Consider the following 22,695-nt stretch of genomic DNA (forward strand, 5'->3'; position numbering starts at 1 on the left):
ATTATTTGGACTTCGACGGCGGGTGCAGGTAGGCTTCTATGCGAGACCGGTCGATTTCCAGAATTTCACTGAGCGACAAAAAGGCCTTTGCTATCCAGATTTCAGGGCGGCCTTTGGCTCCCGATTCCGACCAGCTGAGCAGCCCGACCTCTCCGATCTTCACGACTGTCGCCGCGATCAGCGAGGCTCTGAGCTCTGCATCCGTGTTTTGCCGTATGTAGGGACGCAGCGCCTGGCGCAGGCGCATTTGCCATTCTGCATACCATGCAGCGCGCCGCGCGACGAAGTGGGGCGATCGTATGGCGCGGCGCAGGCGCTGCAGGTTGCTTGCGTCGCTGACGAATTGATGTATTTGATCGAGGCGCGCCAGGACTGCCGCCGACAAAGGATCCAGATCCTGCGCGAGGCGGGCGTCCAGGCATTCGAAGTATTCGGCCATCGACTTGCGCATGTCGAGATAGATCACGTCGATCTTGCTTTCGAATATACGAAAGAATGTCCGGGCGGATATGTCCGCGCGTTCGGCGATCTGTTCGACTGTCGTGTCTTCGAATCCACGGCCTTCTTCGCCGCCATTTTCTTCGAATAATTTGTTCGCCTCGTCGAAGAGACGGCGGCGCAGGCGCTCTTGTCTGCGTTGAACTGTCCCCATGGGAGGGGCGGCGACGGAATTTTTCGACGGTTTGCTTGATGGTGGCATGGGGCTTTTCTAGATGAAATCCTATGTCGGAGTCGTGCTGCTTGGCATAGACAGTGTAGACGGCCCGAAATGGCATCTGTCAAGTTTCCATGCTGGCGCGCGCACCGTCTCCGCGCCGCGTGATCCCTGAATCGGCCGCCTGCGGCGCCGAAAGTCCGCGCGATCGTTGCCTGCCATGGCTGCCGTTTGCTCCGTGCCTCCGAGCCGAATCCGCTGCGCCTGTCTGTCGCTGCGCTTATCTGCAGCAGGCCTCTTGACAGTGTATGTCATTAACGTCAAAATGGCACGACTGACATAAATAGAACGTGCGATGACTCAGTGGCTTGAAGCCGGGCGCCTGCGATCCCGATTTGTATCAGCGCACCGAGCTAGCACAAGGAGATTTTTGATGTCCCCTGATTCCCGTACTGCGGGTCAGCCGCTGGTACTGCAAGGTTTGCACCATGTCGCCTATCGTTGCAAAGATGCGGCACAGACCGTGGAGTTCTACACGAACGTGCTCGGTCTGACTTTTGCGCATTCGGTGAAGGTGGACACATATAAAGGCGAGTATTGCCCGTATATTCATGTGTTCTTCCGCATGGCCGACGGCAGCTACATCGCCTTCTTCGATTTGCCGTGCGAGCCGGAAATGGGCGGGGATCCCAATACCCCTGGTTGGGTACAGCATCTTTCGCTGAGAGTCGACAATGAAGAGGCTCTGCAAGAGGCGAAGCGCAGGTTGCAGGCCAGGGGAATCGAGGTGGACGGCCCGCGTACCGGATACACCGTCAGGTCTCTCTATTTCTATGATCCGAGCGGAAATCGCCTGGAGCTTTCGGTGCCTCTGGTGCTGAACGAAGTCGAAGCGCAAGAGCGGGCGAAAGCGGATCTCGATGCCTGGAACGCCCAGAAGAAGGAACTTTCCAGCACTCGTCGTTCCGCGCAAAAGATATGAGGCTCGGGCCCCAGCCGCCGGCCGGCCAGGGTGCGGCCGCAGGATCCATGCCCGTTTCCAAATTCAGAGGAGCAGTTCGTTCATGACTTACCCCAAACTGTTTGAATCCCGCGTCGCCGTCGTAACCGGAGCCGGCCAGGGCTTGGGGGCCTCGTTCGCGCGGGCCCTGGCACTTTCGGGCTGCGCTGTGGCGGCCTTGGATGTGAATGCGGACAAGGCCGACGCGCTTGCCGCACAGCTGCAGGCAGAGGGCGCGGTATGCAAGGGGTTTGCGGTGGACGTGCGCAGCGAGGAATCGTGCAGCGAGGCCGTGTCCGCGGTGCGTGAGCATTTCGGAGCCGTTGCCGTACTGGTCAATAATGCCGGGGTCACGACGCGCGCCCAGTTGGAAGATCCGGGATTCAACGACGAAATCGACAGGGTCATGTCAGTGAATTTGAAAGGGGTGCTCAACATGTCGCGCGCCTGCCTCGAAGATCTCAAAGAGACGAAGGGGGCGATCGTGAATGTTGCTTCCATTGCGGCGCTTCTGGCGTCGTTCGCCAGCATCCCTTATGCGGCATCCAAAGGCGCGGTGGCGCAAGCTACGAAATTTCTCGCTAGAGACTTGGCGCCTTTCGATATAAGGGTCAACGCGCTTGCGCCGGGCTTCGTGGTCACGCCGTTGACGGCCGATCTACGCAGCGGGGCGGATTCGCGGATGCAGCGATCCGCATCGCGCACCATGCTCAAAAGAGTGGCCGAGCCGGAAGATCTGGCCGGCCCCCTACTGTTTCTTGCATCGGATCTGTCGCGCTATGTAACGGGCCTGATATTGCCTGTCGACGGCGGGTATAGCGCGAATTGATCGCGGAAATCGCTATGGCCTGGCGGCCTTCCCGCCACTGATCGCAAGCTCGCGCATGAGCTTTCTTTGCGGATCCCATTGATATGACCGGTTCGACCATGTCCGAGTACGACGTCGTGGTTTTCGGCAGTGGCGCCGCGGGCATGGCTGCGGCGGCCGTTGCGGCCAGCCAGGGTTTGTCGGTTGCACTATTCGAAAAGGCCGGACGCCTGGGGGGGACGACGGCGACCTCCGGTGGCGTGGCCTGGATTCCGGACAGCAAGCACGCCAGGAATGCCAAAGCGCCCGATTCGCGGGATCAGGCCCGGGCATTCCTGCAAAGCCAGATAGGGGCAAACATACGCACCAAGCTGGTCGATGCCTATCTGAGTTCCTGCGACGAGGCCATCGGCTATTTGGAAAAACACACCGAATTGAAATTCGACTATGTGCGAGTGCCCGATTACGTATCGGATGCTTCCGGCGCAAGCCCCACGGGAAGATCATTGTCCCCCCGCCCTTTCGACGGGACGCTGCTCGGCGATCAGTTCGAAAAGGTCTTGCCGCCGCGCCGCGCATTCATGGTGTTGGGCGGCTTGATGGTGGGCCGCAAAGAAATTCCCATGCTGCTGCGTCCCTGGTCGTCTTTTGCCGCTGCGCGGAACGTGGCGTCGCTGCTGGGGCGCTATGCCGTCGATCGCATGCGCTATTCGAGGGGTACCCGCTTGTTGATGGGGAACGCCTTGATCGGCAGGCTATTGCTCAGCAATATAAGAATGGGTGTGGCGATTCATACCGGGCATGCCCTCAAGCAACTGTATCTGGAAAATGGACGCGCGTGCGGCGCGCAGGTCGCCGCGGCGGGTGGCCTGATCGATGTGCGCGCACGCAAGGCAGTCGTGATGGCGACTGGCGGCTTTCCGCATTCGGCGGACTTGAGGGAAAGGCTTGCCCCCCACCACTCGCATCGGCACTCTCTTGCCAGCCCGGGCAATGAGGGCGATGCAATCCGGGCGTGCGAGGACATCGGAGCCGAAGTGGACAAGGACATGGTGTCTCCGGGCTTCTGGACGCCTGCGTCTGTCGCGTCCGATCCGCGAGGCGCAGATATTGTGTTTCCCTACGGCCATCTCGATCGGGGCAAGCCCGGGGCGATCGTTGTCGATCAGCATGGCCGGCGCTTCGTCAACGAGGCCGATTCGTATCACCACGTCGTCCTGGCCATGTTTGCCCACGGCGCGGTGGCTCCCCATGGCCGGGCCTACATAGTTTGCGATGAGCGCTTCATCCGCCGTTATGGCCTGGGGCTGGTCAAGCCGTATCCATTCCCCAGGCGCCGCTACATCAAGAGCGGCTATCTGAAATCCGACCGCACGATTTCCGGGCTGGCCCGGCAGCTCGGCATCGATCCCGCCGCGCTGGAAGCCGAGATCGGCAGGCACAACGAATATGCGGCGGCTGGCAAGGATCCCGATTTCCATAAGGGCGAGACCGCTTTCAATCGCTATAACGGAGATGACCGGGGACAGCCCAATCCGTGCTTGATTGCGTTGGATAAGCCTCCTTATCACGCGATCGAGATAGTCCCTGCCACGCTGGGGACGGCGGTTGGCCTGCGCACGGACGAATACGCGCGGGTGCTGAAGCCGGACGGCTCGGTGATTGAAGGCCTGTACGCGTGCGGCAACGACATGGGCTCGGTGATGCGCGGCAGTTATCCGGGGCCGGGCATCACAATCGGGCCGGCGCTGGTATTCGCATACCGGGCCATGCGCCACGCCGCGCTCGGCGATGTGCAACTCGGTACGCAACTTGACAGGGCGGCTTAGCGAAACATGATCCGAATATGGCACCAGAGTGTTACGGCGCTTGCCAGTCAGCCGGCATACGTGGGCTTCATGCGGCAGCGCGCATCCCATGTCCTCGCCGCGGATACCCGCGTCGATCTGCATGGGCTCGATCCGGACACCCACCACCGCGATCTGGCGCCGATACAGGCGGCATCTTATCGCTGGCTTTCCGAGCTGAACTCCCTTCAGGTGGTGGAAAACGTGATTGCGGCCCAGCGACAGGGCTATGACGCGGTCGCCATGAGCTGTTTCGGCGATCCGCAGATTGACGCATGCCGCAGCGTCGTCGACATCCCCGTATTGGGGGCTTTTGAAGTTTCGGTACAGGTGGCGAAGAGCGCGGGCCGAGCCATAGGCTTGTTGGTGCCCACCCGGGCCGCTGTGCGCAGCAATTGGGCGCGCGCGTCTGCCTATGGATTCAGAGATCAGATTGCATTGGTACGGCCCTGCGATCCGGAGCTGGACGAATACACGATGGATGGCGCGTTCGGCGCGAGCCGTGCGATTTTGGATGGCCCGATTGCCACCATGAGATCGATGATCGCCGATGGAGTGGACGTGATCATTCCCGCCGAGGGCGTGCTGAATGCGCTTTTGGCTTATCACGGTGTAGCCGAGCTTGACGGGGTGCCGATCCTGGATTCTTTTTCTGCGGTCATGCTCATGGCGGAGTCTCTCGTCAATCTTGGCCGCAAGACCGGCTTCAGAACAAGCCATGCGGGTATTTATCGACAACCCAAGGCCGCATATATAAAGCACGCAAGAAATATTGCAGTTCGGACACTATCTGCCGCGCAGGCACAGGAGGAGAAATCATGAAAAAGAGTGGCATTACCTTATTGACGGATGTGAGCAGGGTGTTGTCCGTCTTTTTACTGTTCTTGACGGGCCTGCTGTGTTCGTCCGTGTCGGCACAGGGCTACCCGGAACGGCCGATAGAAATGACGGTGTCGTATTCTGCCGGAGGTGGCACCGATGTGATCGCCCGCATCGTGGCGGAGGCCATGAGCAAGCTGTTGGGCCAGCAGGTAATCGTCGTGAATCGCCCGGGCGCGGGCGGCGCCATTTCCGTGATGCATGTGGTGCGCTCCAAGCCCGACGGGTATTCAATAGGCTGGTTTACCGGCGGCCCCATCATATTGGCGCCCATAACCGAAAAGAACCTGCAATACAAGGTATCCAAAGATCTGATTCCCGTGAGCCTGGTGCAGACCACCGATCAAGTCCTGGCGGCAAGGCCCGGCCTCAAGGCGGACACGGTTCCCGAGCTGATTTCGCTGGCCAAGAGCCACCCCGGAGACATCACGATGGGCCACACGGGCAACGGCACGGCGCAACTCCTGGCGGCCCAGATGCTCGAGAAGCAGGGTGGGATCGCGCTCAACAAAATTCCCTACAAAGGCGAGGCGAACATGCTCACCGACATGATGGGAGGCCGCCTCGACATGGGCTTGATCACCGCCAGTTCGGCAGAGCCGCTGGTGCAGTCCGGCAAGATAAAGCTGCTTGCGTCGGGGGGCGCCGTGCGGGCACACCTGTTCCCGAAAACTCCCAGCATGGCCGAATCGGGTTTTCCGAAATTCGATGCGAATTCCATCATGGGGATTTTCGTCCCGGCGGGAACGCCGAAGGCCGTCGTAGAGAAGCTGGCCAGCGTGGCCAGGCAAGTCGTGCAGATGCCCGAAATACGCGAAAAGCTGCAGTCCAGGGGCGGCCAGCCCGTGGGCAGCACGCCGCAGGAATTCGGCGCTTATCTTGTGCAAAGCAGCGAGCAGGCCGAGAAAATGCTCAAGTAAGTGTCTATGCATGGCCTCGTGGCCGGGGACGGGCATGAGGCCGGCAGGCCTTAAAATCCGGATTTACATCGGATCCGAGGCCTGTCTGCACCATGGAAATACGCTCCTATCGAACCGCTGATGAAGACGCGGTGATCGCGCTCTGGCGCGAGGCCGGCCTGTTGCGGCCCTGGAACGATCCGCAGCGCGATATCCAGCGCAAGCTGGCGCAGCAGCCCGAGCTGTTCCTGGTCTGCGAAGATGACGGCGCGCTGGCGGGCACCGCGATGGTGGGCTACGACGGTCATCGGGGCTGGGTCTACTACCTGGCGGTAGCCGAGCCGCAGCGCGGCCGGGCGATAGGCACGGCGCTGATGCGGCGCGCCGAGCAGTTGCTGATCGAGCGCGGCTGCCCCAAGCTGAACCTGATGGTACGCAGCAGCAACAGCGGCGTGCTGAAGTTCTACGAGTCGCTGGGCTACACCCGCGACGACGCTGTGCCGCTGGGCCGGCGCCTGATCCCGGATTGAGCGCCGGCCGTCCCGCTTCAGGCGTGCCGCGCCTGGATCCAGGCCGTATCGCTGGAGAATGTACGGTCGGGTTGAATGGCGAAGTATTCGCGGGCTTCGCGGGGCAGGGCATCCATGGTGGCGTGCAGCGCGGCTACGCGTGCCGGCGGCGTGCCGATGCGGCGCACCCAGCTTTCGAATTCCAATGCCAGTTTCCAGGAATCGCTGCCCGTGACTTCCAGTCCGGCCGCGGCCAGCATGGCGCGCCATTCCGAGAGCCGATAGTCGCGCACGTGCGAGGCGTCGCGCAGCAGCTCGATGGTCTGCAGCGCGGTGTCGTACAGCGGCGTTTCCGGTGCGACCACGTCGATGACCACCAGGGTGCCTGCGGGCGCCAGCACGCGGGCCATTTCCGCTACCGAGGCCTGCATGTCCATCCAGTGGTGGGCGGAATAGCGGCTTACCACCAGGTCGAAGGCCGCGTCTTCGAAGGGCAGTTGGTGAACCGAGCCCTGCCGCGTGACGAGCTTGCCCAGCCCGCGCCTGGCGGCCTCGGTGCGCACCACGTCCAGCATTTCTTCCGACAGGTCGTAGGCCACCACCTCGACGGGGACGGCGGCGGCCACGGCGTAGCTGGCGTGGCCGCCGCCACAGCCCAGGTCGAGCACGCGCTGCGGGCGCAGGCCGGCGGCCAGCACGCCCAGGCGTTCGAGATCGTTGCCTTGCGCGTGTACGGCGCTGGTCAGGTAGTTTGCGGCCATGGTGCCGAATTGCTGGTTCACCAGATTGTGTTGATCCATGCTGCGTAAGCTCCTTCTTGTCCGGGGATACGGTGTATGCGGGCTTGCTGGGCCAGTGCGCGCGCGGCACGGCAAGCTCAGGCCTGTAGCCTATGCAGTATCCACAGGCGTCGCAAGCCCATTGCAGATACTAGTATTGGTGCTGCTATGATGCGTGCGTGCTGCCCGCGTGCGTCTTTGGGATGCGCACAGGCTCGCGGTGCCCCAGGGCGAAGTGACCGGCGCTATTAGGCGGCGCTGCGGCCCGAAGCCATCGGGCTCACGCTGAAGCGCTGCGCGGTTTGCCGGCATCGTGCGTGACCAGGAAGATCCCGCCGGCGGCCAGCAACATGCCGGGCCAGGCCGGCAGCGGTATGGTCTCGCCCAAAGCGATGTAGGCGACCAAGGCCGTGACGGGCGGCACCAGGAAGAACAGCGCCGACACCTTCGAGGCCTCGCCGTGGCGGTACATGGCCAGCAGCAGGGTGATCGCGATGATGGAGTTGGCCAGCGCCAGGTACGCGAGCGCCAGCAGCAGCGGAGTAGTCCAGGTGATATGCAGGGGCTCCAGCAGTGCCGCCAAGGGCAGCGCCACCGCCAGGCCCACGGCATACTGGATCAGGTTCGCCGCGATCGGATGCACCTCGGTGCCGTAGCGGCGTTCCCATAGCGTGGCGGCGGTAATCGCCAGCAGTGCCGCGCAGGCATACAGCAGCCCGGCCGTGGAGGCCACGGCCACGGCCGATTTGGAAACGATGACCAGCGCGGCGCCCGCCACGCCCAGCAGCAGCCCCGTCCAGCGGCGCCAGGTGATGCGCTCGCCGGCAACGGCCGGAGCCAGCAGCCCGATGAGTAATGGCTGCAGCGAGGTGATCAGCGCTACCGCGCCGGCGGAAATCCCGTGCTTGAACGCCAGATAAGTGAAAGAAAAATAGCCGGCCTGCAGCAGCAGGCCCACCATGGCCAGATTGCCCCAGGCGCGCAGCGTGCGCGGCCAGCGCGGGCGCAGTGCCAGGGCCAGCGGCGCGAGCACCGCCAGCACCACCGCGTAGCGCAGGGCCAGGAAGCTGAAGGGGTCGGCATGCGCCAGGCCTATCTTCAGCACGATGAAGCCGGTGCACCAGAGCAGCAGGAAGATTGCCGGGGCGGCCCCGAGCCAACGTGGAGAAGTAGCGTTGCGCGTGGCGGATGGCGGCATGTTTTGTGGCGGCGGGGCCTTGATGTGGGCTGGCTCTAGACGTGTGGGCAGGCTCTAAACGGGCGGGATGCCGCGGCGTTCGCGCATGGCGCGGCCGATGCGCGCCAGTTCGTCGTCGCTGAGCAGCCGCGCCGCCATGGGCAGCAGCTCGTCTTCCTCGACGCGTATGTGGCGCTCGTAGAGTGCGGCGAAGGCCTCGACCTCCGCCGCGGGCAGACAGGCCGCGCCGGGCAGCGCCGTGCCGCCGGGCGGCTTGGCGCCGGCCTGGCCGCCATCGGGGGCCGGGGATGCCGTGCCGTTGCCCGGGCTGGGCGTGGCGCTGTCCTCATCGCCGGGCTGCGCCGCGGCGGCGATGGCCTGCAGCCGCGGGCGCAGGCGGGCCCAGGCCGTTTCCAGTTCGCGGTGCTCGTCGCTCAGCCCTTGTGTCATGCCCTTCAGGCATACCGGATCGGAGCCGGCCATGGATTCGAGCAGGGCCGGAAACAGGTTCTGCTCTTCGTCGGCATGATGCAGCGGTGCGGCAGTGTCGAAGTAGCGCAATACCCCAGCCGCCGCACTGCGGGCCTGCTCGTCGGCGCCGTGTCCGGCCAGGTGCGCGGCCAGGCGCCGCAAGGTGGCGCACTGGCGCGTGATCCGGATATGGCACGCGGCCAGCATCTCCAGCGGCGCCTCGGTGCTGGCGGCCGGAGAGGAAAAGCCTGGGATGGAGATATTCATGGGGTCGAGCCTCGCAGCGTGCATCGACGCACGGCATGGTGCGCCGCGGCCGCATGCCATCAATCATATACCTTGATATACCTTGCCCCCGGGCCTGCTCGCACTGCAAGGGGCGCAGGCCCCGCTGCGCCGATGCGCGATCCGGGCTGGCCGGCAGGGGCCGCAGGCGTCGCGCAGCGCTCTTCAGGCTCGCGCCGCCAGGGTCGAATAGCGCTCGAAGATCATTGCCGTGACGTCCTGCAGGCGATGATCGCGACGCTCCACCATGCCGATGTCGCGGCTGGCCGGGCCCAGCTCGGAAGGCAGGGGCAGGGTGCGCAGCCCCGCAGCGTCCTTCCAGCGCATGGTGTGCAGCAGCGGCAGCACGGTGATGCCCACGTCGTGCCGTACCAGATCCAGCACCTGCTCGATGGCGTTGAGCTCCAGGAAATCGTCGGGCGTCACGCCCAGCTTCCTGAGCAGGCGGTCGATCTGGGCACCGGTATGCTGGCCGCGGTCGAAGCGCAGAAAGGGCCGGGTGCGCAGCAGTTCTCTGGGGTCGTCACCGGCCACGCGGGTCGACGTGATCAGGCACACCGGCTCCTGGTACAGGCGCTTCCAGCGTGTGCCGGGCGGCGTCTTGCCGGTACCCACCACCAGCGCCGCGTCGATTTCCCCGCTTTCCACTTTGTGGCATAGTTCGCGCGACTTGCCCGAAGACAGGCGTATCGTCAGGTCATGGTGCTCGCTTTTCAGTTGCGAGACGATGCGGGCCAGGGTGCTCATGCACGAGACGATGGCGCCGATGCTCAGTGTGCCGGCGTAGGTGCCCGGCGGCGGGCGCGGGGTGCGGATGCGGTCGTAGAGCTCCAGCAACTGCTCGATTTCGGGCAGCAGCTCGCGGCCGGCGGCATTGAGCGTGGCCAGGCGCCCGCTGCGATCGAACAGCGGCCGGCCCAGTTCGGTCTCCAGGGCGCGCATCTGCAGGCTTACCGCCGCCTGGGTCAGCGCCACCTGCTCGGCGGCGTCCGAAAAAGAGCCGCGCCGGGCCACGGCGACGAAGGTGCGCAAAAAGCGGATCGAACTCATAAGAAAAGTTTAAATCAAAAATATTAAAATTAAATTGATTTAATGAGTCAGTGATAGTAGCGTATTGGGGCCTATATACGCTGGACGTGCGCCCCTTTTTCGGCGCGTATCGGCCCCATCCCGCAACACGATGCCGGCAGTGGCCGGAAAGCAGACTGACACATGGAACTCTTCGACTGGATCAATCCTTATCCGACGACGCGTACGCCGGTTTTCGCCCGCAACGTGGTGTCGACTTCCCACCCGCTGGCGGCCCAGGCGGGCCTGCGCATGCTGCTGCGCGGCGGCAACGCCGTAGACGCGGCGCTGGCAGCGGCGGCCACTATCGTGCTGGTCGAGCCGGTGTCCTGCGGCATCGGCGGCGACTGCTTTGCCATATTGTGGGACGGCAAGAAGCTGCACGGCCTGAACTCCTCGGGTACGGCGCCGGCGGCCTGGAATGTCCAATACTTCAAGCGCAAGTACGGCGTCGACGGCAACGGCCTGGCGATCCAGCCCAAGCGCGGCTGGGATTCGGCCACCGTGCCCGGCGTGGTGGCGGGCTGGGCGGCGCTGCACGACAAGTTCGGCAAGCTGCCTTTCGAAGACCTGTTCGAGCCGGCCATAGAAATCGCCGAGCGCGGCTTTGCCGTGCCGCCCATCGTGGCGGGCAAATGGGCCGCGGCGGCGGAAGAGCTGCACAGCCAGCCGGGCTACGCCCAGACCTTCATGCCCAAGGGCCGCGCGCCGCGTATCGGCGAGCTGTTCCGCAATCCCGGTGCGGCCTATACCCTGCGGCGCATCGCCCAGAGCCGCGGCCGCGATTTCTACGAAGGCGAACTGGCCGAGAAGATCGTGGCCTTCAGCCGTGAAACCGGCGGCTCGTTCACGCTGGACGACCTGCGCGGTTATCGCCCCGAGTGGGTCGAACCCCTCTCCAAGAACTATCGCGGCTACACAGTGCATGAAATCCCGCCCAACGGGCAGGGCATTGCCGCTCTGATGGCCCTGGGCATGGTCGAGCACTTCGACCTGCGCAACATGCCGGTCGATTCCGTGGCTTCGCAGCACGTGCAGATAGAGGCCATGAAACTGGCCTTCGCCGATTTGTACCGCTATGTGTCCGATCCGCGCAGCATGGACGTGACCCCGGCGCAGATGCTGGACGACAACTATCTGCAAAGCCGCGCCAAGCTGATCCGCCTGGATCGCGCCGGCGACTTCCAGGCCGGCCGGCCGCATTCCGGCGGCACGATCTACCTGAGCGCCGCCGACGAGCACGGCATGATGATTTCGTTCATCCAGTCCAACTACATGGGCTTCGGCTCCGGCGTGGTGGTGCCCGACACCGGCATCAGCCTGCAGAACCGCGGCGTGGGCTTTTCCATGGATCCGGCTTCGCCCAACGTGGTCGGAGCGGGCAAGCGGCCCTTCCACACCATTATTCCGGGCTTCCTCACGCGCGAGGGCCGGCCGGTCATGAGCTTCGGCGTCATGGGCGGCGACATCCAGCCGCAGGGCCACTTGCAGACCATAGTGCGCATGCTCGACTACCACCAGCAGCCGCAGGCGGCCTGCGACGCGCCGCGCTGGAAGGTCAACCGCGACTTCACGCTCGACATGGAGCGCAACATGAATGCCGATACGGTGCAGGGCCTGAAAGACCTGGGCCACAAGATGAAATCGATCTACGATCCGTATATGGATTTCGGCTCCGGCCAGTTCATCTGGCGCCTGTCGGACAATGATCCCGATCACGGCTACGTGGCCGCCAGCGACAGCCGGCGCGACGGGCTGGCCGCCGGGTTCTAAGGCTGGGCCCCGGCCGCCGGCAGTGCCCGGCGGCCATGCTTCATTAAAACTCATTAAAACAATACCGAGGAGATTAGCCTTATGAAGAAGATCGTTTTGCTTGCAGGCGGCGCGCTGCTGGGCGCCGCAAGTGTCTGCAGTGTTGCGCAGACCCTGCGCATCGGCCTACAAGACGACCCGGACACGCTCGATCCGGCCCGCGCGCGCACCTACGTTTCGCGCATCGTGTTCACCTCGCTGTGCGACAAGCTGGTCGACATCGACGCCAAGCTGCAGTTCGTGCCGAAACTGGCGAAGTCCTGGTCATGGAGCGCCGACAACAAGACCCTGACCATGAAGCTGCGCGACGATGTGCTGTTCCATGACGGTACGCACTTCGACGCAGCGGCCGCCAAGGCCAACCTCGATCGCGACATGACGCTCAAGGGCAGCCAGCGCCGCTCGGAACTGGCCTCCGTGGCCGAGGTCGACGCGCCCGACCCCACCACGCTCGTCATCAAGGTCAAGCAGCCCGATGCGACCCTGCTGGCGCAGTTGTCGGATCGCGCCGGCATGATGATTTCGCCCAAGAGCTTCGGCAAGGCCGACGACGTGGGCGCGGTGGCCCGCCACCCCATATGCTCGGGCCCGTATGAATTCGTCAAGCGCGTGCAGAACGACCGCATCGTGCTCAAGAAATTCGACAAATACTACGACGCCAAAGACTATCATTTCGACCAAGTGGTGTTCCTGGCCATTCCCGACACCACGGTGCGCTTGCAGAACCTGCGCTCGGGCGGCATCGACATCCTCGAGCGGCTCAACCCGTCCGACATCAAGACGGTCAAGAGCGATCCCAGCCTGTCGTTCAAGCCGGTCACCGGCCTGGGGTTCCAGCAGTTCATGTTCAACGTCGGCAATGGCCCCAAGGCCAAGACCAACCCATTTGCCAACAAGCTGGTGCGCCAGGCCTTCCAGCTGACCATAGACCGCGAAGCCATCAACCAGGTCATCGGCAACGGGACTTACCCGCCGGCCCAGCAGCCGTTCCCGCTGGCCAGCCCCTACCACAGCGACAAGTTCCCGGTCGTCAAGCCCGACATCGCCAAGGCCAAGGCCTTGCTGAAGCAGGCCGGCATGCCAGTGGTCAAGGCCGAACTCGATTTCGGCAACAACACGATCACGTCCTCGACCGCGGAAATGGTGCAGGCCATGGCCGCGCAGGCGGGCTTCCAGCTCACCCTGCGTCCCACTGAATATGCGGCCATGCTGGCCGAAGACTCCAAGGGCAATTTCCAGATCGACTTGCGCGGCTGGTCGGGGCGGGTGGATCCCGACGGCAATATCTTCAATTTCGTCACTTGCAAGGGGCCCTTGAACGACGGCAGATATTGCAATCCCGAGGTCGACAAGCTTTTGCGCCAGGCCCGCACCGTGCCCGATGTCGCCAGCCGCAAGGCCATCTACGACAAGGCCCAGGCCATCTTGCAGGACGAGCTGCCCAGCCTGTACATTTATTATGTGCCCTGGCCGTTCGCCACGCGCAAGCAGGTGCAGGGGTTCACGCCGTATCCCGACGGCATGATCCGGCTGGGCGGCGTGACGCTGTCCAAGAGTTGACGGCTCTGCCTGGAAGCGCTTCAGGGCCAGCGGGCCCTGAAGCCATGGCTTGCGCCGCGCGGGCCGGTTGCGGCACCGGCCCGCGCGGCGGCGGTATTTCGTAGCTGGAGCCCCCGGATGCTCAAACTGATAGTGCGCCGCGTAATCGTGGCGATCCCGACGCTGATCCTGGTTTCCATGATGATCTTCAGCCTGCAGAAGATCCTGCCTGGCGACCCGGTGCTGGCCATGGCGGGCGAAGAGCGCGACCCCGCCGTCCTGAATTACCTCCGGGAAAAATACCATCTCAACGATCCGCTGCCGCAACAGTACCTGGCCTGGGTGCGGCGGGTGGCCCACGGCGACCTGGGCGTATCGCTGCGCACCGACATCCCCGTCACCACGCTGGTGGCGCAGAAGCTGCCGGTGACCATACAGCTGTCGGTCATGGCCATGCTGTTCGCCATCCTGACCGGCATACCGCTGGGCATACTGGCTGCCGTCAAGAAGGGCACGCGTACCGAGTTCGGCGCCAATCTGCTGGCCTTGTCGGGGATGTCCATACCGAATTTCTGGCTGGGCATCCTGCTCATCATGCTGGTGTCCGTGCACTGGCGGCTCTTGCCCGCTTCGGGGTTCGTGCCGCTGTCGCAGGATTTCTGGCTTTCCCTCAAGACCTCGCTGATGCCGGCGCTGGTGCTGGCCGCCGTCATCAGCGCCTACCTGATGCGGCACACACGCTCGTCCATGCTCGAGGCGCTCAGCGCCGATTACGTGCGCACCGCGCGCGCCAAGGGCGCGCCGGAATGGTCGGTGGTGTTGCGTCATGCCTTGCGCAACGCGCTGATGCCCATCGTCACGCTGGTCACCATCTTGTTCGGCGAGCTGCTGGCGGGCGCGGTGCTGACCGAACAGATCTTCGGCATACCGGGCTTCGGCAAGCTGCTGGTGGATGCCGTGTTCAACCGCGACTACGCCGTGGTGCAGGGCGTGGTGCTGTGCATTGCCACCGGCTTCATCGCGCTGACCCTGCTGGCCGACGTGCTCTACATTCTGGTCAACCCACGCCTGAGGAACGCATGACCGCCTCGACCGCCACCGCTATTGCCACGGCCGCGGCGCCGCGCCGCCGCAGCCGCGCCTGGGCCAAGTTCCGCCGCAACCGCTCCGCCATGCTGGGCGCCGCCATCATCCTGTTCTTCGTCGTGGTGGCCGTGTGCGCGCCGCTGGTGGCGGGCCAGGATCCGCTGCATGTCAGTTTTACCGCCATCCGCAAGGCGCCCTCGGCGGCGCACTGGTTCGGCACCGACGAGCTGGGCCGCGATCTCTTCAGCCGCATGGTCTACGGCGCCCGCGCCTCGCTGCTGGCAGGCATGTGCTCGGTGTTGATCGCGCTGCTGGTGGGCGTGCCCCTGGGGCTGTTGGCGGGCTACTACGGAGGGCTGCTCGACGGCTGCATTTCGCGTGTGACCGAGGCCCTGTTCTCGATTCCGTTCCTGATCCTTGCCATTGCACTGGCGGCATTCCTGGGGCCTAGTCTCATCAATGCCATGATCGCCATCGGGATTTCGGCCGCGCCGCTGTTCATCCGGCTGGCGCGCGGCCAGGTGCTGGCGGTAAAAAATGAAGACTATGTCCAGAGCACGCGTTCGCTGGGCGCGTCCGACCGCCGCATCATCCTGCGCCATGTGCTGCCCAACATCATGCCGGCGCTCATCGTGCAGGCGACCATACAGATCGCCAAGGCCATCATCGCCGAGGCCAGCCTGTCCTTCCTCGGCCTGGGCCTGCAGCCGCCCGACCCGTCCTGGGGGTCGATGCTCAATACGGCCAAGAATTTCATGACCCAGGCGCCCTGGATGTCGGTGTTCCCGGGCTGCGCCATATTCCTGGTCGTGTTCGGCTTCAACCTGCTGGGCGACGGGCTGCGCGACGCGCTGGATCCGCGCCAGGAGGACTGACGATGGCCAGCATGGATGCCGGGCGCGTGATCCAGGTCGACGGGCTGTCGGTTTCGTTCAAGACGCCCGACCGGGAAGTACACGCGGTGCGCGACGTGTCCTTTCATCTCGATCGGAGCGAGACGCTGGCCATCGTCGGCGAATCCGGATCCGGCAAGTCGGTGACTTCGCTGGCGATGATGCGCCTGGTGGAGTTCGGCCGCGGCCGCATCACCGGCGGCCGGCTGCTGCTGCGCCGGCGCAACGGCGATGTGGTCGACGTCGCACGGGCCGAAGAGTCGATCATGCACACGGTGCGCGGCGCCGACATCGCCATGATCTTCCAGGAGCCCATGACCTCGCTCAACCCCAGCTTCACGGCGGGCAGCCAGATCGCCGAGGCCCTGCGCCTGCACCAGGGCATGGACGCGCAGGCGGCGCGCGCCGAGACGCTGCGCCTGCTGGAAACCGTGCGCATCCCTGATGCGCGCGCGCTGCGCGACCGCTACCCGCACCAGCTTTCGGGCGGCATGCGCCAGCGCATCATGATCGCCATGGCGCTGTCGTGCCGGCCGCAGGTGCTGATCGCCGACGAACCCACCACGGCGCTGGACGTGACCATCCAGGCGCAGATCCTGCAATTGATCCGCGAGCTGCAGCGCGACATGGACATGGGGGTGGTCTTCATCACCCACGACATGGGCGTGGTGGCCGAAGTGGCCGACCGCGTCATGGTGATGTACCGCGGCGAGAAGGTGGAAGAGGGCGCTTGCGCACCTCTGTTCGAGCGGCCGCGGCACTGGTACACACGCGCGCTGCTGTCGGCCGTGCCGAGGCTGGGCTCCATGCGGGGCCTGGATCAGCCGGCGCCTTTTCAACTGCTGGACAAGCAGGCCGCTGAAGGCGGGCAAGAGGCGGCCGCGCAAGCCTTGCCTGACCGCGGCGCGCCGGCATCCACGGCGCGCTACGCGCAGCCGCCGGTGCTGCAGGTGCAGGGCCTGACGACGCGCTTCGACATCGCCGGCGGGCTGTTCGGCCGCGTGACGCGGCGCGTGCACGCGGTCGAGCAGGTCAGCTTCGACTTGTATGCCGGCGAGACCCTGGCTCTGGTGGGCGAGTCGGGCTGCGGCAAGACCACCACCGGCCGCTCGCTGGCGCGGCTGGAAGCCCCGCGCGCCGGCAAGATCCTGTTCGAGGGCCAGGACATAGGGTTGTTGCACGGCGCCCGCATGCAGGCCCTGCGCCGCAACATCCAGTTCATATTCCAGGATCCCTTCGCCTCGCTCGATCCGCGCGCCACCATAGGCTATTCCATCATGGAGCCCTTGTTGATCCACGGCGTGGCCCGCGGCCGCAAGGCACAGGAACGCGTCGCGTGGCTGATGCAGAAGTGCGGCCTGTCGCCCGACATGGCCGAGCGCTATCCGCACGAATTTTCCGGTGGGCAGCGCCAGCGCGTCTGCATCGCCCGCGCGCTGGCGCTGAACCCGCGCATCATCATCGCCGACGAATCGGTCTCGGCCCTGGACGTTTCCATACAGGCGCAGATCGTCAATCTGCTGCTGGATCTGCAGCGCGAGCTGGGACTGTCGATACTCTTCATTTCGCACGACATGGCGGTGGTCGAGCGCATCAGCCACCGCGTCGTCGTCATGTACCTGGGGCAGGTAGTCGAAATCGGCCCGCGCCGCGCCGTCTTTGAAAACCCGCAGCACCCGTACACGAAGAAACTGATGGCCGCCGTGCCCATCGCCGATCCGGCACGCCGCCAGCGCGTGCACTCCTTGCTGGTGGATGAAATCCCCAGCCCGGTGCGCGGCGTAGGCGACGAGCCGAAGATCGATCCCCTGGTGCAGATAGCGCCGGGCCATTTCGTGGCGCGCCATCACGTCGGCGCATATTGAAATCGGCCGCGGCGGCTCAGATCATCGGCAGATGATCCCGCTTGGGGCCGCGCGGGAAGGCGGCGTCCATGCGCGCGAGCTCGGCTTCGGACAGCAGCAGGCCGCCGGCGCCGGCGTTGTCTTGCGCATGCGCGGCGCTGGAAGCCTTGGGTATGGCGTACAGGCTGGGCTGGCGCGTCAGGAACGCCAGTGCGATCTGGCGCGGTGTGGCGCCGCGAACCGCGGCGATCTCGGCCAGGATCCGGCCGCCGGCGCTGCCGGGTTCGGGAAAATCGTCGTGCCCGAAGGGGCTATAGGCCACCACGGCCACGCCGTGGCGCGCGCACCAGGGCATGACGGCGTGTTCGATGGCGCGTTCTTTCAAGTGGTATAGCACCTGGTTGCAGGCCAGGCGGCCGGGGCCGGTGATTGCCAGAGCTTCTTCCAGGTCGGGCACGTCGAAGTTGCTGACGCCGTAGGAAAGAATCTTGCCTGCGCGCAGCAGCTCTTCGAAGGCGGCGAAGGTTTCTTCCAGCGGGTGGCCGCCGCGCCAATGCAGCAGGTAGCAGTCCAGGCGGTCGGTGCCCAGCGCCTTCAGCGACCGTTCGCAGGCGGCAAGCGTGCCGCGGCGGGACGCATGCTGCGGCAATACCTTGGACACCAGGAACACTTCGTCGCGGCGCCCGCGCATGGCCTCGCCCACGACGCGCTCGGCCGCGCCATCGCCGTACATTTCGGCCGTATCGATATGGTTCATGCCCAGATCCAGCCCGCGGCGCAGCGCGTCCACGGCCTGCGTGCGATGGCCGGCGTCGATGTACCAGGTACCCTGGCCGATGATCGAGACCGACCGCCCGGTATGACCGAAAGAGGAGTTGCGCATGGCTGCCTGCTTGTGTTTCCCGAAGTCGGGGCGATGCGGGAATAGTAGCAGGGCAGACCATTATGTTGCGATGGTCTGCCCTATTGGAGGATGTGCACCAGCCGATTATTGGAGCTTGATTCCCGCCCGATCAATCAACCCCGTCCACTTTTTAACTTCGGCATTGAGGAATGTCTTGAACTGTGCCGGAGTGCTGGCCACGATTTCTACGCCCAGCTTGCCGAACAGGTCGACTACCTTCTTTTGCCGCAACATCTGTACCATGCCCGCGTTTATCTTTTGGATGACGGCAGGTGGCGTTCCTGCGGGGGCCTGCATACCGAACCAGACAGATACTTCATAGCCTGGTACGCCCGCTTCGGCAACAGTTGGAATGCTGGACAACAATGGGGCCCGCTTGGTACCTGTGGTGGCCAATGCTTTGAGCTTTCCCGCCATGATATTGGGATAGACATTCGGCAGATTGTCGAACAGTACATCTATATTTCCTGCCAGAAGGGCAGTGACTGCGGGGGCACTGCCTTTGTAGGGAATATGGGTCATTTTCGTCCCTGTCATCTCCATGAAGAGTTCCATGGATAGATGATTGGACGAGCCTGATCCGGTCGATCCGTAGTTGAGTTTGCCCGGGTTGGCTTTGGCGTAAGCGATGAGATCCTTGACGCTCTTGAACGGGGAGTCGGCCCGTACGGTCAGGACATTTTGCGTGCTTCCTGCCCAGATCACCGGCTCGAAATCCTTCAGCGCGTCATAGGGCATCTTGTCCCGGTAGAGGCCGGGCAGCGCTGAAAAAGGCAGCGGAGTGATCAGCAGGGTATAGCCATCCGGCTTGGACTTGGCCACGAACGTGTTGCCGATCAAGGTATTGCCGCCGGGCTTGTTTTCAACGATGACCGATTGGTTCCATGCTTTGGTGAGATATTCGCTGGCCGTCCTGGCAAGCGTGTCATTGAAGCCGCCCGGTGTGTAAGGTACGACGATTCGAACCGGTTTGTCGGGATAAGATTCCGCTGCTTTTGCCGCAGAGGGGCTTATCGACGCAATTGCCAGGCCCAACCCGCCCAGCATTAAGGCCAATTTACTGATTATCATGTTTTGCTCCTCGACCCTGAGGTCATGTGTTATTGGACTAGAATTTCACGACATACCCTGGCCCGTCGATCACGGGAAAATCGTTGAATATGGATTCGTCTACCTCCACCCCGAGCCCGGGCCCGGAAGGCGGCTCGACGCATCCGTCTTCACCGATGGAAAATATCGTGCCGAACATGTCCCGGAACGGATTGAACTGCGAGACGCAGGCCTCGAAATATCCGGAATTTTCGGTCGCTGCCATGAAATGCAGAGTGGCGGCATGATTCAGGCCTGTGGCCGAACTGTGCGCGTTGATGGGTATGCCGAACGCGGACGCCATGGCGGCTATGCGTATGGCTTCGGTGATGCCGCCCGTTTTCGATAGATCGGGCTGCCAGACTTGCACTGCCCTGGCTTCCAGCATCTGTGCGAACTCGAATCGCATGAAGTGGTTCTCGCCAGCGGCTAAAGGAACCAATGGCGTGATCTTGGCCGCTTCGCGATACGAGGCGAAGTCATTGCAGGCAAACGGTTCTTCCAGCCAGCCCGCTTTGATATCCGCCAGCGCCGGCAGTACCCTGCGCGCCTGCGCAATGGTGTAGGCGGTATTCGCATCCGTCAAGATTTCTATATCGTCCCCGATTTCTTTGCGCACACGCAGGCAGCGTTCGATATCATTTTTGACCGTATCGCCGATGCGCAGTTTGACGGCCTTGTAGCCTTGGCGGATATATGACTGCGCTTCCTCCGCCAGAGCTTGTGCCGGCTGATAGCCCATGGATATACCGCCCGCATAGGCCGGCAGGCGCCTGCGCGAGCCGCCCAGCAATTCATACAGCGGCATATTGGCGATTTTTCCGCGAATGTCCCAGAGGGCCATGTCGATGCCCGACAATGCCATCGCTGCACCGGCTCCCAGGCCGTGGCTCGAGAACTGCATGCGATGAACCCGCTGCCAGGCGCCTACTACGTCGGTGGCCGGCATGCCCACCAGTAGAGGCGCCAGGGTATTGTTGATGTGGCTTACGATGGCGCCGGGGCTGCGGCCCGGGTGCGATTCTCCATAGCCTGTGACGCCTTCCGATGTCTCGACGCGGACGATGATGGCGTCGCGTTTCAGGGTGCTGCCTATGCCCATGGTCACCGTCTTGCCTTCCGGCAGGCGGTAAGAAATCGGAATGGCGGTAATGCGCGTAATGCTCATTGGATCTCCTTGTCTGTGTAGCATTCGGGATTGACGATATTGCCGGGGCGCTCGCCGCGGATGAGCGCCATTTGGGTCTCGACGGCCATGACGCCCATGGCGAGTTCGGCATCTTGGGTGATGCCGGCGAGATGAGGCGTGAGTGCCACCCGTGGATGCTTGCGAAGCTCGCTGTTCATGGGCAAGGGCTGGGTCGCAAATACATCGAGCGCGGCCCCGCCGATCAGCCCTGTTTCCAAAGCCTCGACAAGATCCACTTCGTCAATTACTGCACCTCTTGAGACATTGACGAGTACCAAGCCGGGTTTCGCCTGCGTGAAAACGTTGCGGTTTATCATGCCGCGGGTCTGTTCGGTCAGCGGGCAAGCAAGCACAATAAAGTCGCAGTGGGCAAATAGTTGCTTCAGTGCCATGGCGCAAACTCCCTGCGGCAGGCGCGACGGGCTGCGGGTGCAGGCCGCGATGTGCATGCCGAAGCCTGCAGCGGCAATCTGTGCGATACGCGCACCGATGGCACCGAAGCCCACGATACCCAAAGTTCTTCCCCGTAATTCAAATGTCTCGGCGGCTGCGTTTTTACGCGCGTCCCAATTGTCCTGGCGCACCTGCGTGTCAAAGAACCTGAAGCGGCGCGCGCTTTCCAGCATGGCGGTGATGGCATATTCGGCAACCGCGTTGGCATTGACGGCGGGGGTATTCGCGACCGGCACGCCTTGCCGCGTCGCGCTATCGACTGGAATGAAATCCAAGCCCACCCCGTGGCGCACGATGCCGAGCAATGCATTCGGGCCATCCAGCAGATCGCGGGGCAGTAGCCGCCGCACGATGAGTCCCTGTGCATCGCGCAATTCGTTGCGCAATTCGCTCATCGCTTTCGCCGCGTCGAGCTTCGGGCTCAGAATGACCACTTGGGCGGCTTCGGCGAGTATTGCCTGTGCTTTGGCGTGGATGGGGTCGGTGAGCACTACTTTGGGAAGCATATGGAAATGGCTCCTGATCGGGTCGGCCTGCGATGGTATAAGCGTTATTGGGTATGGGGTGCATCCGCAATTATTTATCGGCTGCGATCTTGTCGATAGGCGCGGAATAAAGATGGTCGATCAAGGTTGGTACGGGCGACTGTTCGAGCCCAGCCTGTACGGCTTCCGAATACAGTGCCCTGACCGCCTGGGCAAGTGTGTCGTGGATGCCCTGTTCTTCAGCCATGGTGCAGTAATAGCCCATGTCCTTCAACGCATTGGCCATCGAAAAGCGAAAGCCAGACGGATCCTCGGATTCGATATAAGGGCGCAACCGGTTCAGTACAACGCCGCCGCCGCCGCCCGCGGCCAGGATGTCGCAGAACACCTGCGGATCGGTGCCGGCCTGGCGTGCGCAAGCCGCCGCTTCGGCCAGCACGGCCGAGAAGCCTAGCGATACGAAGTTGTGCAGCAATTTCATACGATGACCTGCGCCGACACTTCCTGCGTAAGCTATGTTCTCGGCATAGCTCTGCATCACCGGGAGGCATTTTGTATATGTCTTTTCATCGCCGCCTACGATCAGATTCAGCCGTCCTTGTGCGGCTTCCTTCGGTGTGCGCGTCATGGGGGCGTCCAGGAAGTGCGCGCCCGCCTTCTGAACTGCTGTGGCGACCTTGAGGGTAGAGGAGGGTATGGCGGTGGAGCAGTCGATGACTGTGCTGCCCGGCTTCAGCCCTTCCAGGACTCCCCCTGGTTGAAAGAGGACAGCCTCGACTTGGGGTGAACCAGTAACGCAGAGGATAACTATGTCGGCCCCCGCGGCCAGGCCGGCGGCTGTTTGGCTGGCCTTTGCTCCGGCCTCGAGCAGCGGGCCCAGAGGCTGGTTTCCCGGGTGTTCCAGTATGGTCAACGGGAAACCATTGCGCAACAGGCTGGTGCCGATACCAAACCCCATCATGCCTGCGCCTATTAGGCCGATATGCGGCTTTTGTTCATTCATGAAGATATTCCCTGGAAAAAT

Annotated in this window: 21 protein-coding genes; 11 read left to right on the forward strand and 10 right to left on the reverse strand. The window is 63.4% G+C overall.

Features of this window, described 5'->3' with window-relative positions:
- Position 1: 1 nt before the first annotated feature.
- Complete coding sequence (locus CEY11_RS16325) at positions 2–652, reverse strand: TetR/AcrR family transcriptional regulator (RefSeq protein WP_158215344.1); 651 nt, start codon at positions 650–652, stop codon at positions 2–4.
- Between the two features lie 436 nt (positions 653–1,088).
- Between CEY11_RS16325 and CEY11_RS16330 the strand changes: the two genes are divergently transcribed.
- The 6 genes from CEY11_RS16330 to CEY11_RS16355 all read left to right on the forward strand — a co-directional run bounded on the left by CEY11_RS16330 (position 1,089) and on the right by CEY11_RS16355 (position 6,618).
- Positions 1,089–1,637 (forward strand): VOC family protein, encoded by a 549-nt coding sequence (locus tag CEY11_RS16330; protein ID WP_088604478.1) that lies wholly within the window; start codon positions 1,089–1,091, stop codon positions 1,635–1,637.
- 82 nt (positions 1,638–1,719) lie between these two features.
- Positions 1,720–2,484: an SDR family NAD(P)-dependent oxidoreductase gene (locus CEY11_RS16335; RefSeq protein WP_158215345.1), complete on the forward strand. Its 765-nt coding sequence runs from the start codon at positions 1,720–1,722 to the stop codon at positions 2,482–2,484.
- A gap of 83 nt (positions 2,485–2,567) precedes the next feature.
- Positions 2,568–4,292: an FAD-dependent oxidoreductase gene (locus tag CEY11_RS16340; protein ID WP_088604480.1), complete on the forward strand. Its 1,725-nt coding sequence runs from the start codon at positions 2,568–2,570 to the stop codon at positions 4,290–4,292.
- Between the two features lie 6 nt (positions 4,293–4,298).
- Positions 4,299–5,132, forward strand: a complete 834-nt coding sequence (locus CEY11_RS16345) for an aspartate/glutamate racemase family protein (protein ID WP_088604481.1) — start codon at positions 4,299–4,301, stop codon at positions 5,130–5,132.
- On the forward strand, positions 5,129–6,109 hold the full coding sequence (locus CEY11_RS16350; protein WP_088604482.1) for a Bug family tripartite tricarboxylate transporter substrate binding protein: 981 nt from the start codon (positions 5,129–5,131) through the stop codon (positions 6,107–6,109). The genes CEY11_RS16345 and CEY11_RS16350 overlap by 4 nt, the downstream gene beginning before the upstream one ends.
- Before the next feature lie 92 nt (positions 6,110–6,201).
- Complete coding sequence (locus tag CEY11_RS16355; RefSeq protein ID WP_088604483.1) at positions 6,202–6,618, forward strand: GNAT family acetyltransferase; 417 nt, start codon at positions 6,202–6,204, stop codon at positions 6,616–6,618.
- Between the two features lie 17 nt (positions 6,619–6,635).
- Here the strand turns inward: CEY11_RS16355 and CEY11_RS16360 are convergent, their stop codons facing one another.
- The 4 genes from CEY11_RS16360 to CEY11_RS16375 form a co-directional block, all read right to left on the reverse strand.
- Positions 6,636–7,397 carry a class I SAM-dependent methyltransferase gene (locus CEY11_RS16360; protein WP_088604484.1) on the reverse strand — a complete coding sequence of 254 codons (762 nt, stop codon included), beginning with the start codon at positions 7,395–7,397 and terminating at the stop codon, positions 6,636–6,638.
- A gap of 259 nt (positions 7,398–7,656) precedes the next feature.
- Complete coding sequence (locus CEY11_RS16365; RefSeq protein ID WP_088604485.1) at positions 7,657–8,574, reverse strand: DMT family transporter; 918 nt, start codon at positions 8,572–8,574, stop codon at positions 7,657–7,659.
- Between the two features lie 54 nt (positions 8,575–8,628).
- Positions 8,629–9,291, reverse strand: a complete 663-nt coding sequence (locus CEY11_RS16370) for a hemerythrin domain-containing protein (RefSeq protein ID WP_088604486.1) — start codon at positions 9,289–9,291, stop codon at positions 8,629–8,631.
- 183 nt (positions 9,292–9,474) lie between these two features.
- A complete protein-coding gene (locus tag CEY11_RS16375; RefSeq protein WP_088604487.1) occupies positions 9,475–10,359 on the reverse strand; it encodes a LysR family transcriptional regulator in 885 nt (294 codons plus the stop codon).
- A gap of 162 nt (positions 10,360–10,521) precedes the next feature.
- Here CEY11_RS16375 and CEY11_RS16380 point away from each other — a divergent pair, with 162 nt between their 5' ends.
- The 5 genes from CEY11_RS16380 (at position 10,522) to CEY11_RS16400 (ending at position 17,572) form a co-directional block, all read left to right on the forward strand.
- The gene (locus CEY11_RS16380) at positions 10,522–12,150 is read left to right on the forward strand and encodes a gamma-glutamyltransferase family protein (RefSeq protein ID WP_088604488.1); all 1,629 of its coding nucleotides are present in this window, start codon (positions 10,522–10,524) and stop codon (positions 12,148–12,150) included.
- Positions 12,151–12,231: 81 nt separating this feature from the next.
- Positions 12,232–13,749 (forward strand): ABC transporter substrate-binding protein, encoded by a 1,518-nt coding sequence (locus tag CEY11_RS16385; RefSeq protein WP_088604489.1) that lies wholly within the window; start codon positions 12,232–12,234, stop codon positions 13,747–13,749.
- Positions 13,750–13,866: 117 nt separating this feature from the next.
- The gene (locus CEY11_RS16390) at positions 13,867–14,811 is read left to right on the forward strand and encodes an ABC transporter permease (protein ID WP_088604490.1); all 945 of its coding nucleotides are present in this window, start codon (positions 13,867–13,869) and stop codon (positions 14,809–14,811) included.
- Positions 14,808–15,689 (forward strand): ABC transporter permease, encoded by an 882-nt coding sequence (locus tag CEY11_RS16395; RefSeq protein ID WP_088604491.1) that lies wholly within the window; start codon positions 14,808–14,810, stop codon positions 15,687–15,689. Before CEY11_RS16390 ends, CEY11_RS16395 begins: the two co-directional genes overlap by 4 nt.
- A gap of 11 nt (positions 15,690–15,700) precedes the next feature.
- Positions 15,701–17,572, forward strand: coding sequence for a dipeptide ABC transporter ATP-binding protein (locus tag CEY11_RS16400; RefSeq protein WP_088604675.1), 1,872 nt, complete (start codon positions 15,701–15,703; stop codon positions 17,570–17,572).
- Positions 17,573–17,588: 16 nt separating this feature from the next.
- On the opposite strand, the gene CEY11_RS16405 is transcribed toward CEY11_RS16400, so the two are convergent.
- The 5 genes from CEY11_RS16405 to CEY11_RS16425 form a co-directional block, all read right to left on the reverse strand.
- The gene (locus tag CEY11_RS16405) at positions 17,589–18,434 is read right to left on the reverse strand and encodes an aldo/keto reductase (RefSeq protein ID WP_088604492.1); all 846 of its coding nucleotides are present in this window, start codon (positions 18,432–18,434) and stop codon (positions 17,589–17,591) included.
- A gap of 105 nt (positions 18,435–18,539) precedes the next feature.
- Positions 18,540–19,526, reverse strand: coding sequence for a Bug family tripartite tricarboxylate transporter substrate binding protein (locus CEY11_RS16410; RefSeq protein ID WP_088604493.1), 987 nt, complete (start codon positions 19,524–19,526; stop codon positions 18,540–18,542).
- 37 nt (positions 19,527–19,563) lie between these two features.
- Positions 19,564–20,712 (reverse strand): mandelate racemase/muconate lactonizing enzyme family protein, encoded by a 1,149-nt coding sequence (locus tag CEY11_RS16415; RefSeq protein ID WP_088604494.1) that lies wholly within the window; start codon positions 20,710–20,712, stop codon positions 19,564–19,566.
- The gene (locus tag CEY11_RS16420; RefSeq protein WP_088604495.1) at positions 20,709–21,692 is read right to left on the reverse strand and encodes a hydroxyacid dehydrogenase; all 984 of its coding nucleotides are present in this window, start codon (positions 21,690–21,692) and stop codon (positions 20,709–20,711) included. Before CEY11_RS16420 ends, CEY11_RS16415 begins: the two co-directional genes overlap by 4 nt.
- A 70-nt stretch (positions 21,693–21,762) precedes the next feature.
- The gene (locus CEY11_RS16425; RefSeq protein ID WP_088604496.1) at positions 21,763–22,674 is read right to left on the reverse strand and encodes an NAD(P)-dependent oxidoreductase; all 912 of its coding nucleotides are present in this window, start codon (positions 22,672–22,674) and stop codon (positions 21,763–21,765) included.
- Between the last annotated feature and the right edge of the window lie 21 nt (positions 22,675–22,695).

It is taken from the genome of Candidimonas nitroreducens (assembly GCF_002209565.1).
Lineage (GTDB): Bacteria > Pseudomonadota > Gammaproteobacteria > Burkholderiales > Burkholderiaceae_B > Candidimonas > Candidimonas nitroreducens.

What these genes read in the sequence shown, in the direction of transcription:
- CEY11_RS16415 (WP_088604494.1), bottom strand. Translation starts at nt 20,712, where the DNA reads ATGAGCATTACGCGCATTACCGCCATTCCGATTTCTTACCGCCTGCCG.
- CEY11_RS16400 (WP_088604675.1), top strand. Translation starts at nt 15,701, where the DNA reads ATGGATGCCGGGCGCGTGATCCAGGTCGACGGGCTGTCGGTTTCGTTC.
- CEY11_RS16325 (WP_158215344.1), bottom strand. Translation starts at nt 652, where the DNA reads ATGGGGACAGTTCAACGCAGACAAGAGCGCCTGCGCCGCCGTCTCTTC.
- CEY11_RS16330 (WP_088604478.1), top strand. Translation starts at nt 1,089, where the DNA reads ATGTCCCCTGATTCCCGTACTGCGGGTCAGCCGCTGGTACTGCAAGGT.
- CEY11_RS16405 (WP_088604492.1), bottom strand. Translation starts at nt 18,434, where the DNA reads ATGCGCAACTCCTCTTTCGGTCATACCGGGCGGTCGGTCTCGATCATC.
- CEY11_RS16350 (WP_088604482.1), top strand. Translation starts at nt 5,129, where the DNA reads ATGAAAAAGAGTGGCATTACCTTATTGACGGATGTGAGCAGGGTGTTG.
- CEY11_RS16370 (WP_088604486.1), bottom strand. Translation starts at nt 9,291, where the DNA reads ATGAATATCTCCATCCCAGGCTTTTCCTCTCCGGCCGCCAGCACCGAG.
- CEY11_RS16355 (WP_088604483.1), top strand. Translation starts at nt 6,202, where the DNA reads ATGGAAATACGCTCCTATCGAACCGCTGATGAAGACGCGGTGATCGCG.
- CEY11_RS16420 (WP_088604495.1), bottom strand. Translation starts at nt 21,692, where the DNA reads ATGCTTCCCAAAGTAGTGCTCACCGACCCCATCCACGCCAAAGCACAG.
- CEY11_RS16365 (WP_088604485.1), bottom strand. Translation starts at nt 8,574, where the DNA reads ATGCCGCCATCCGCCACGCGCAACGCTACTTCTCCACGTTGGCTCGGG.
- CEY11_RS16335 (WP_158215345.1), top strand. Translation starts at nt 1,720, where the DNA reads ATGACTTACCCCAAACTGTTTGAATCCCGCGTCGCCGTCGTAACCGGA.
- CEY11_RS16390 (WP_088604490.1), top strand. Translation starts at nt 13,867, where the DNA reads ATGCTCAAACTGATAGTGCGCCGCGTAATCGTGGCGATCCCGACGCTG.
- CEY11_RS16340 (WP_088604480.1), top strand. Translation starts at nt 2,568, where the DNA reads ATGACCGGTTCGACCATGTCCGAGTACGACGTCGTGGTTTTCGGCAGT.
- CEY11_RS16410 (WP_088604493.1), bottom strand. Translation starts at nt 19,526, where the DNA reads ATGATAATCAGTAAATTGGCCTTAATGCTGGGCGGGTTGGGCCTGGCA.
- CEY11_RS16360 (WP_088604484.1), bottom strand. Translation starts at nt 7,397, where the DNA reads ATGGATCAACACAATCTGGTGAACCAGCAATTCGGCACCATGGCCGCA.
- CEY11_RS16345 (WP_088604481.1), top strand. Translation starts at nt 4,299, where the DNA reads ATGATCCGAATATGGCACCAGAGTGTTACGGCGCTTGCCAGTCAGCCG.
- CEY11_RS16380 (WP_088604488.1), top strand. Translation starts at nt 10,522, where the DNA reads ATGGAACTCTTCGACTGGATCAATCCTTATCCGACGACGCGTACGCCG.
- CEY11_RS16375 (WP_088604487.1), bottom strand. Translation starts at nt 10,359, where the DNA reads ATGAGTTCGATCCGCTTTTTGCGCACCTTCGTCGCCGTGGCCCGGCGC.
- CEY11_RS16385 (WP_088604489.1), top strand. Translation starts at nt 12,232, where the DNA reads ATGAAGAAGATCGTTTTGCTTGCAGGCGGCGCGCTGCTGGGCGCCGCA.
- CEY11_RS16395 (WP_088604491.1), top strand. Translation starts at nt 14,808, where the DNA reads ATGACCGCCTCGACCGCCACCGCTATTGCCACGGCCGCGGCGCCGCGC.
- CEY11_RS16425 (WP_088604496.1), bottom strand. Translation starts at nt 22,674, where the DNA reads ATGAATGAACAAAAGCCGCATATCGGCCTAATAGGCGCAGGCATGATG.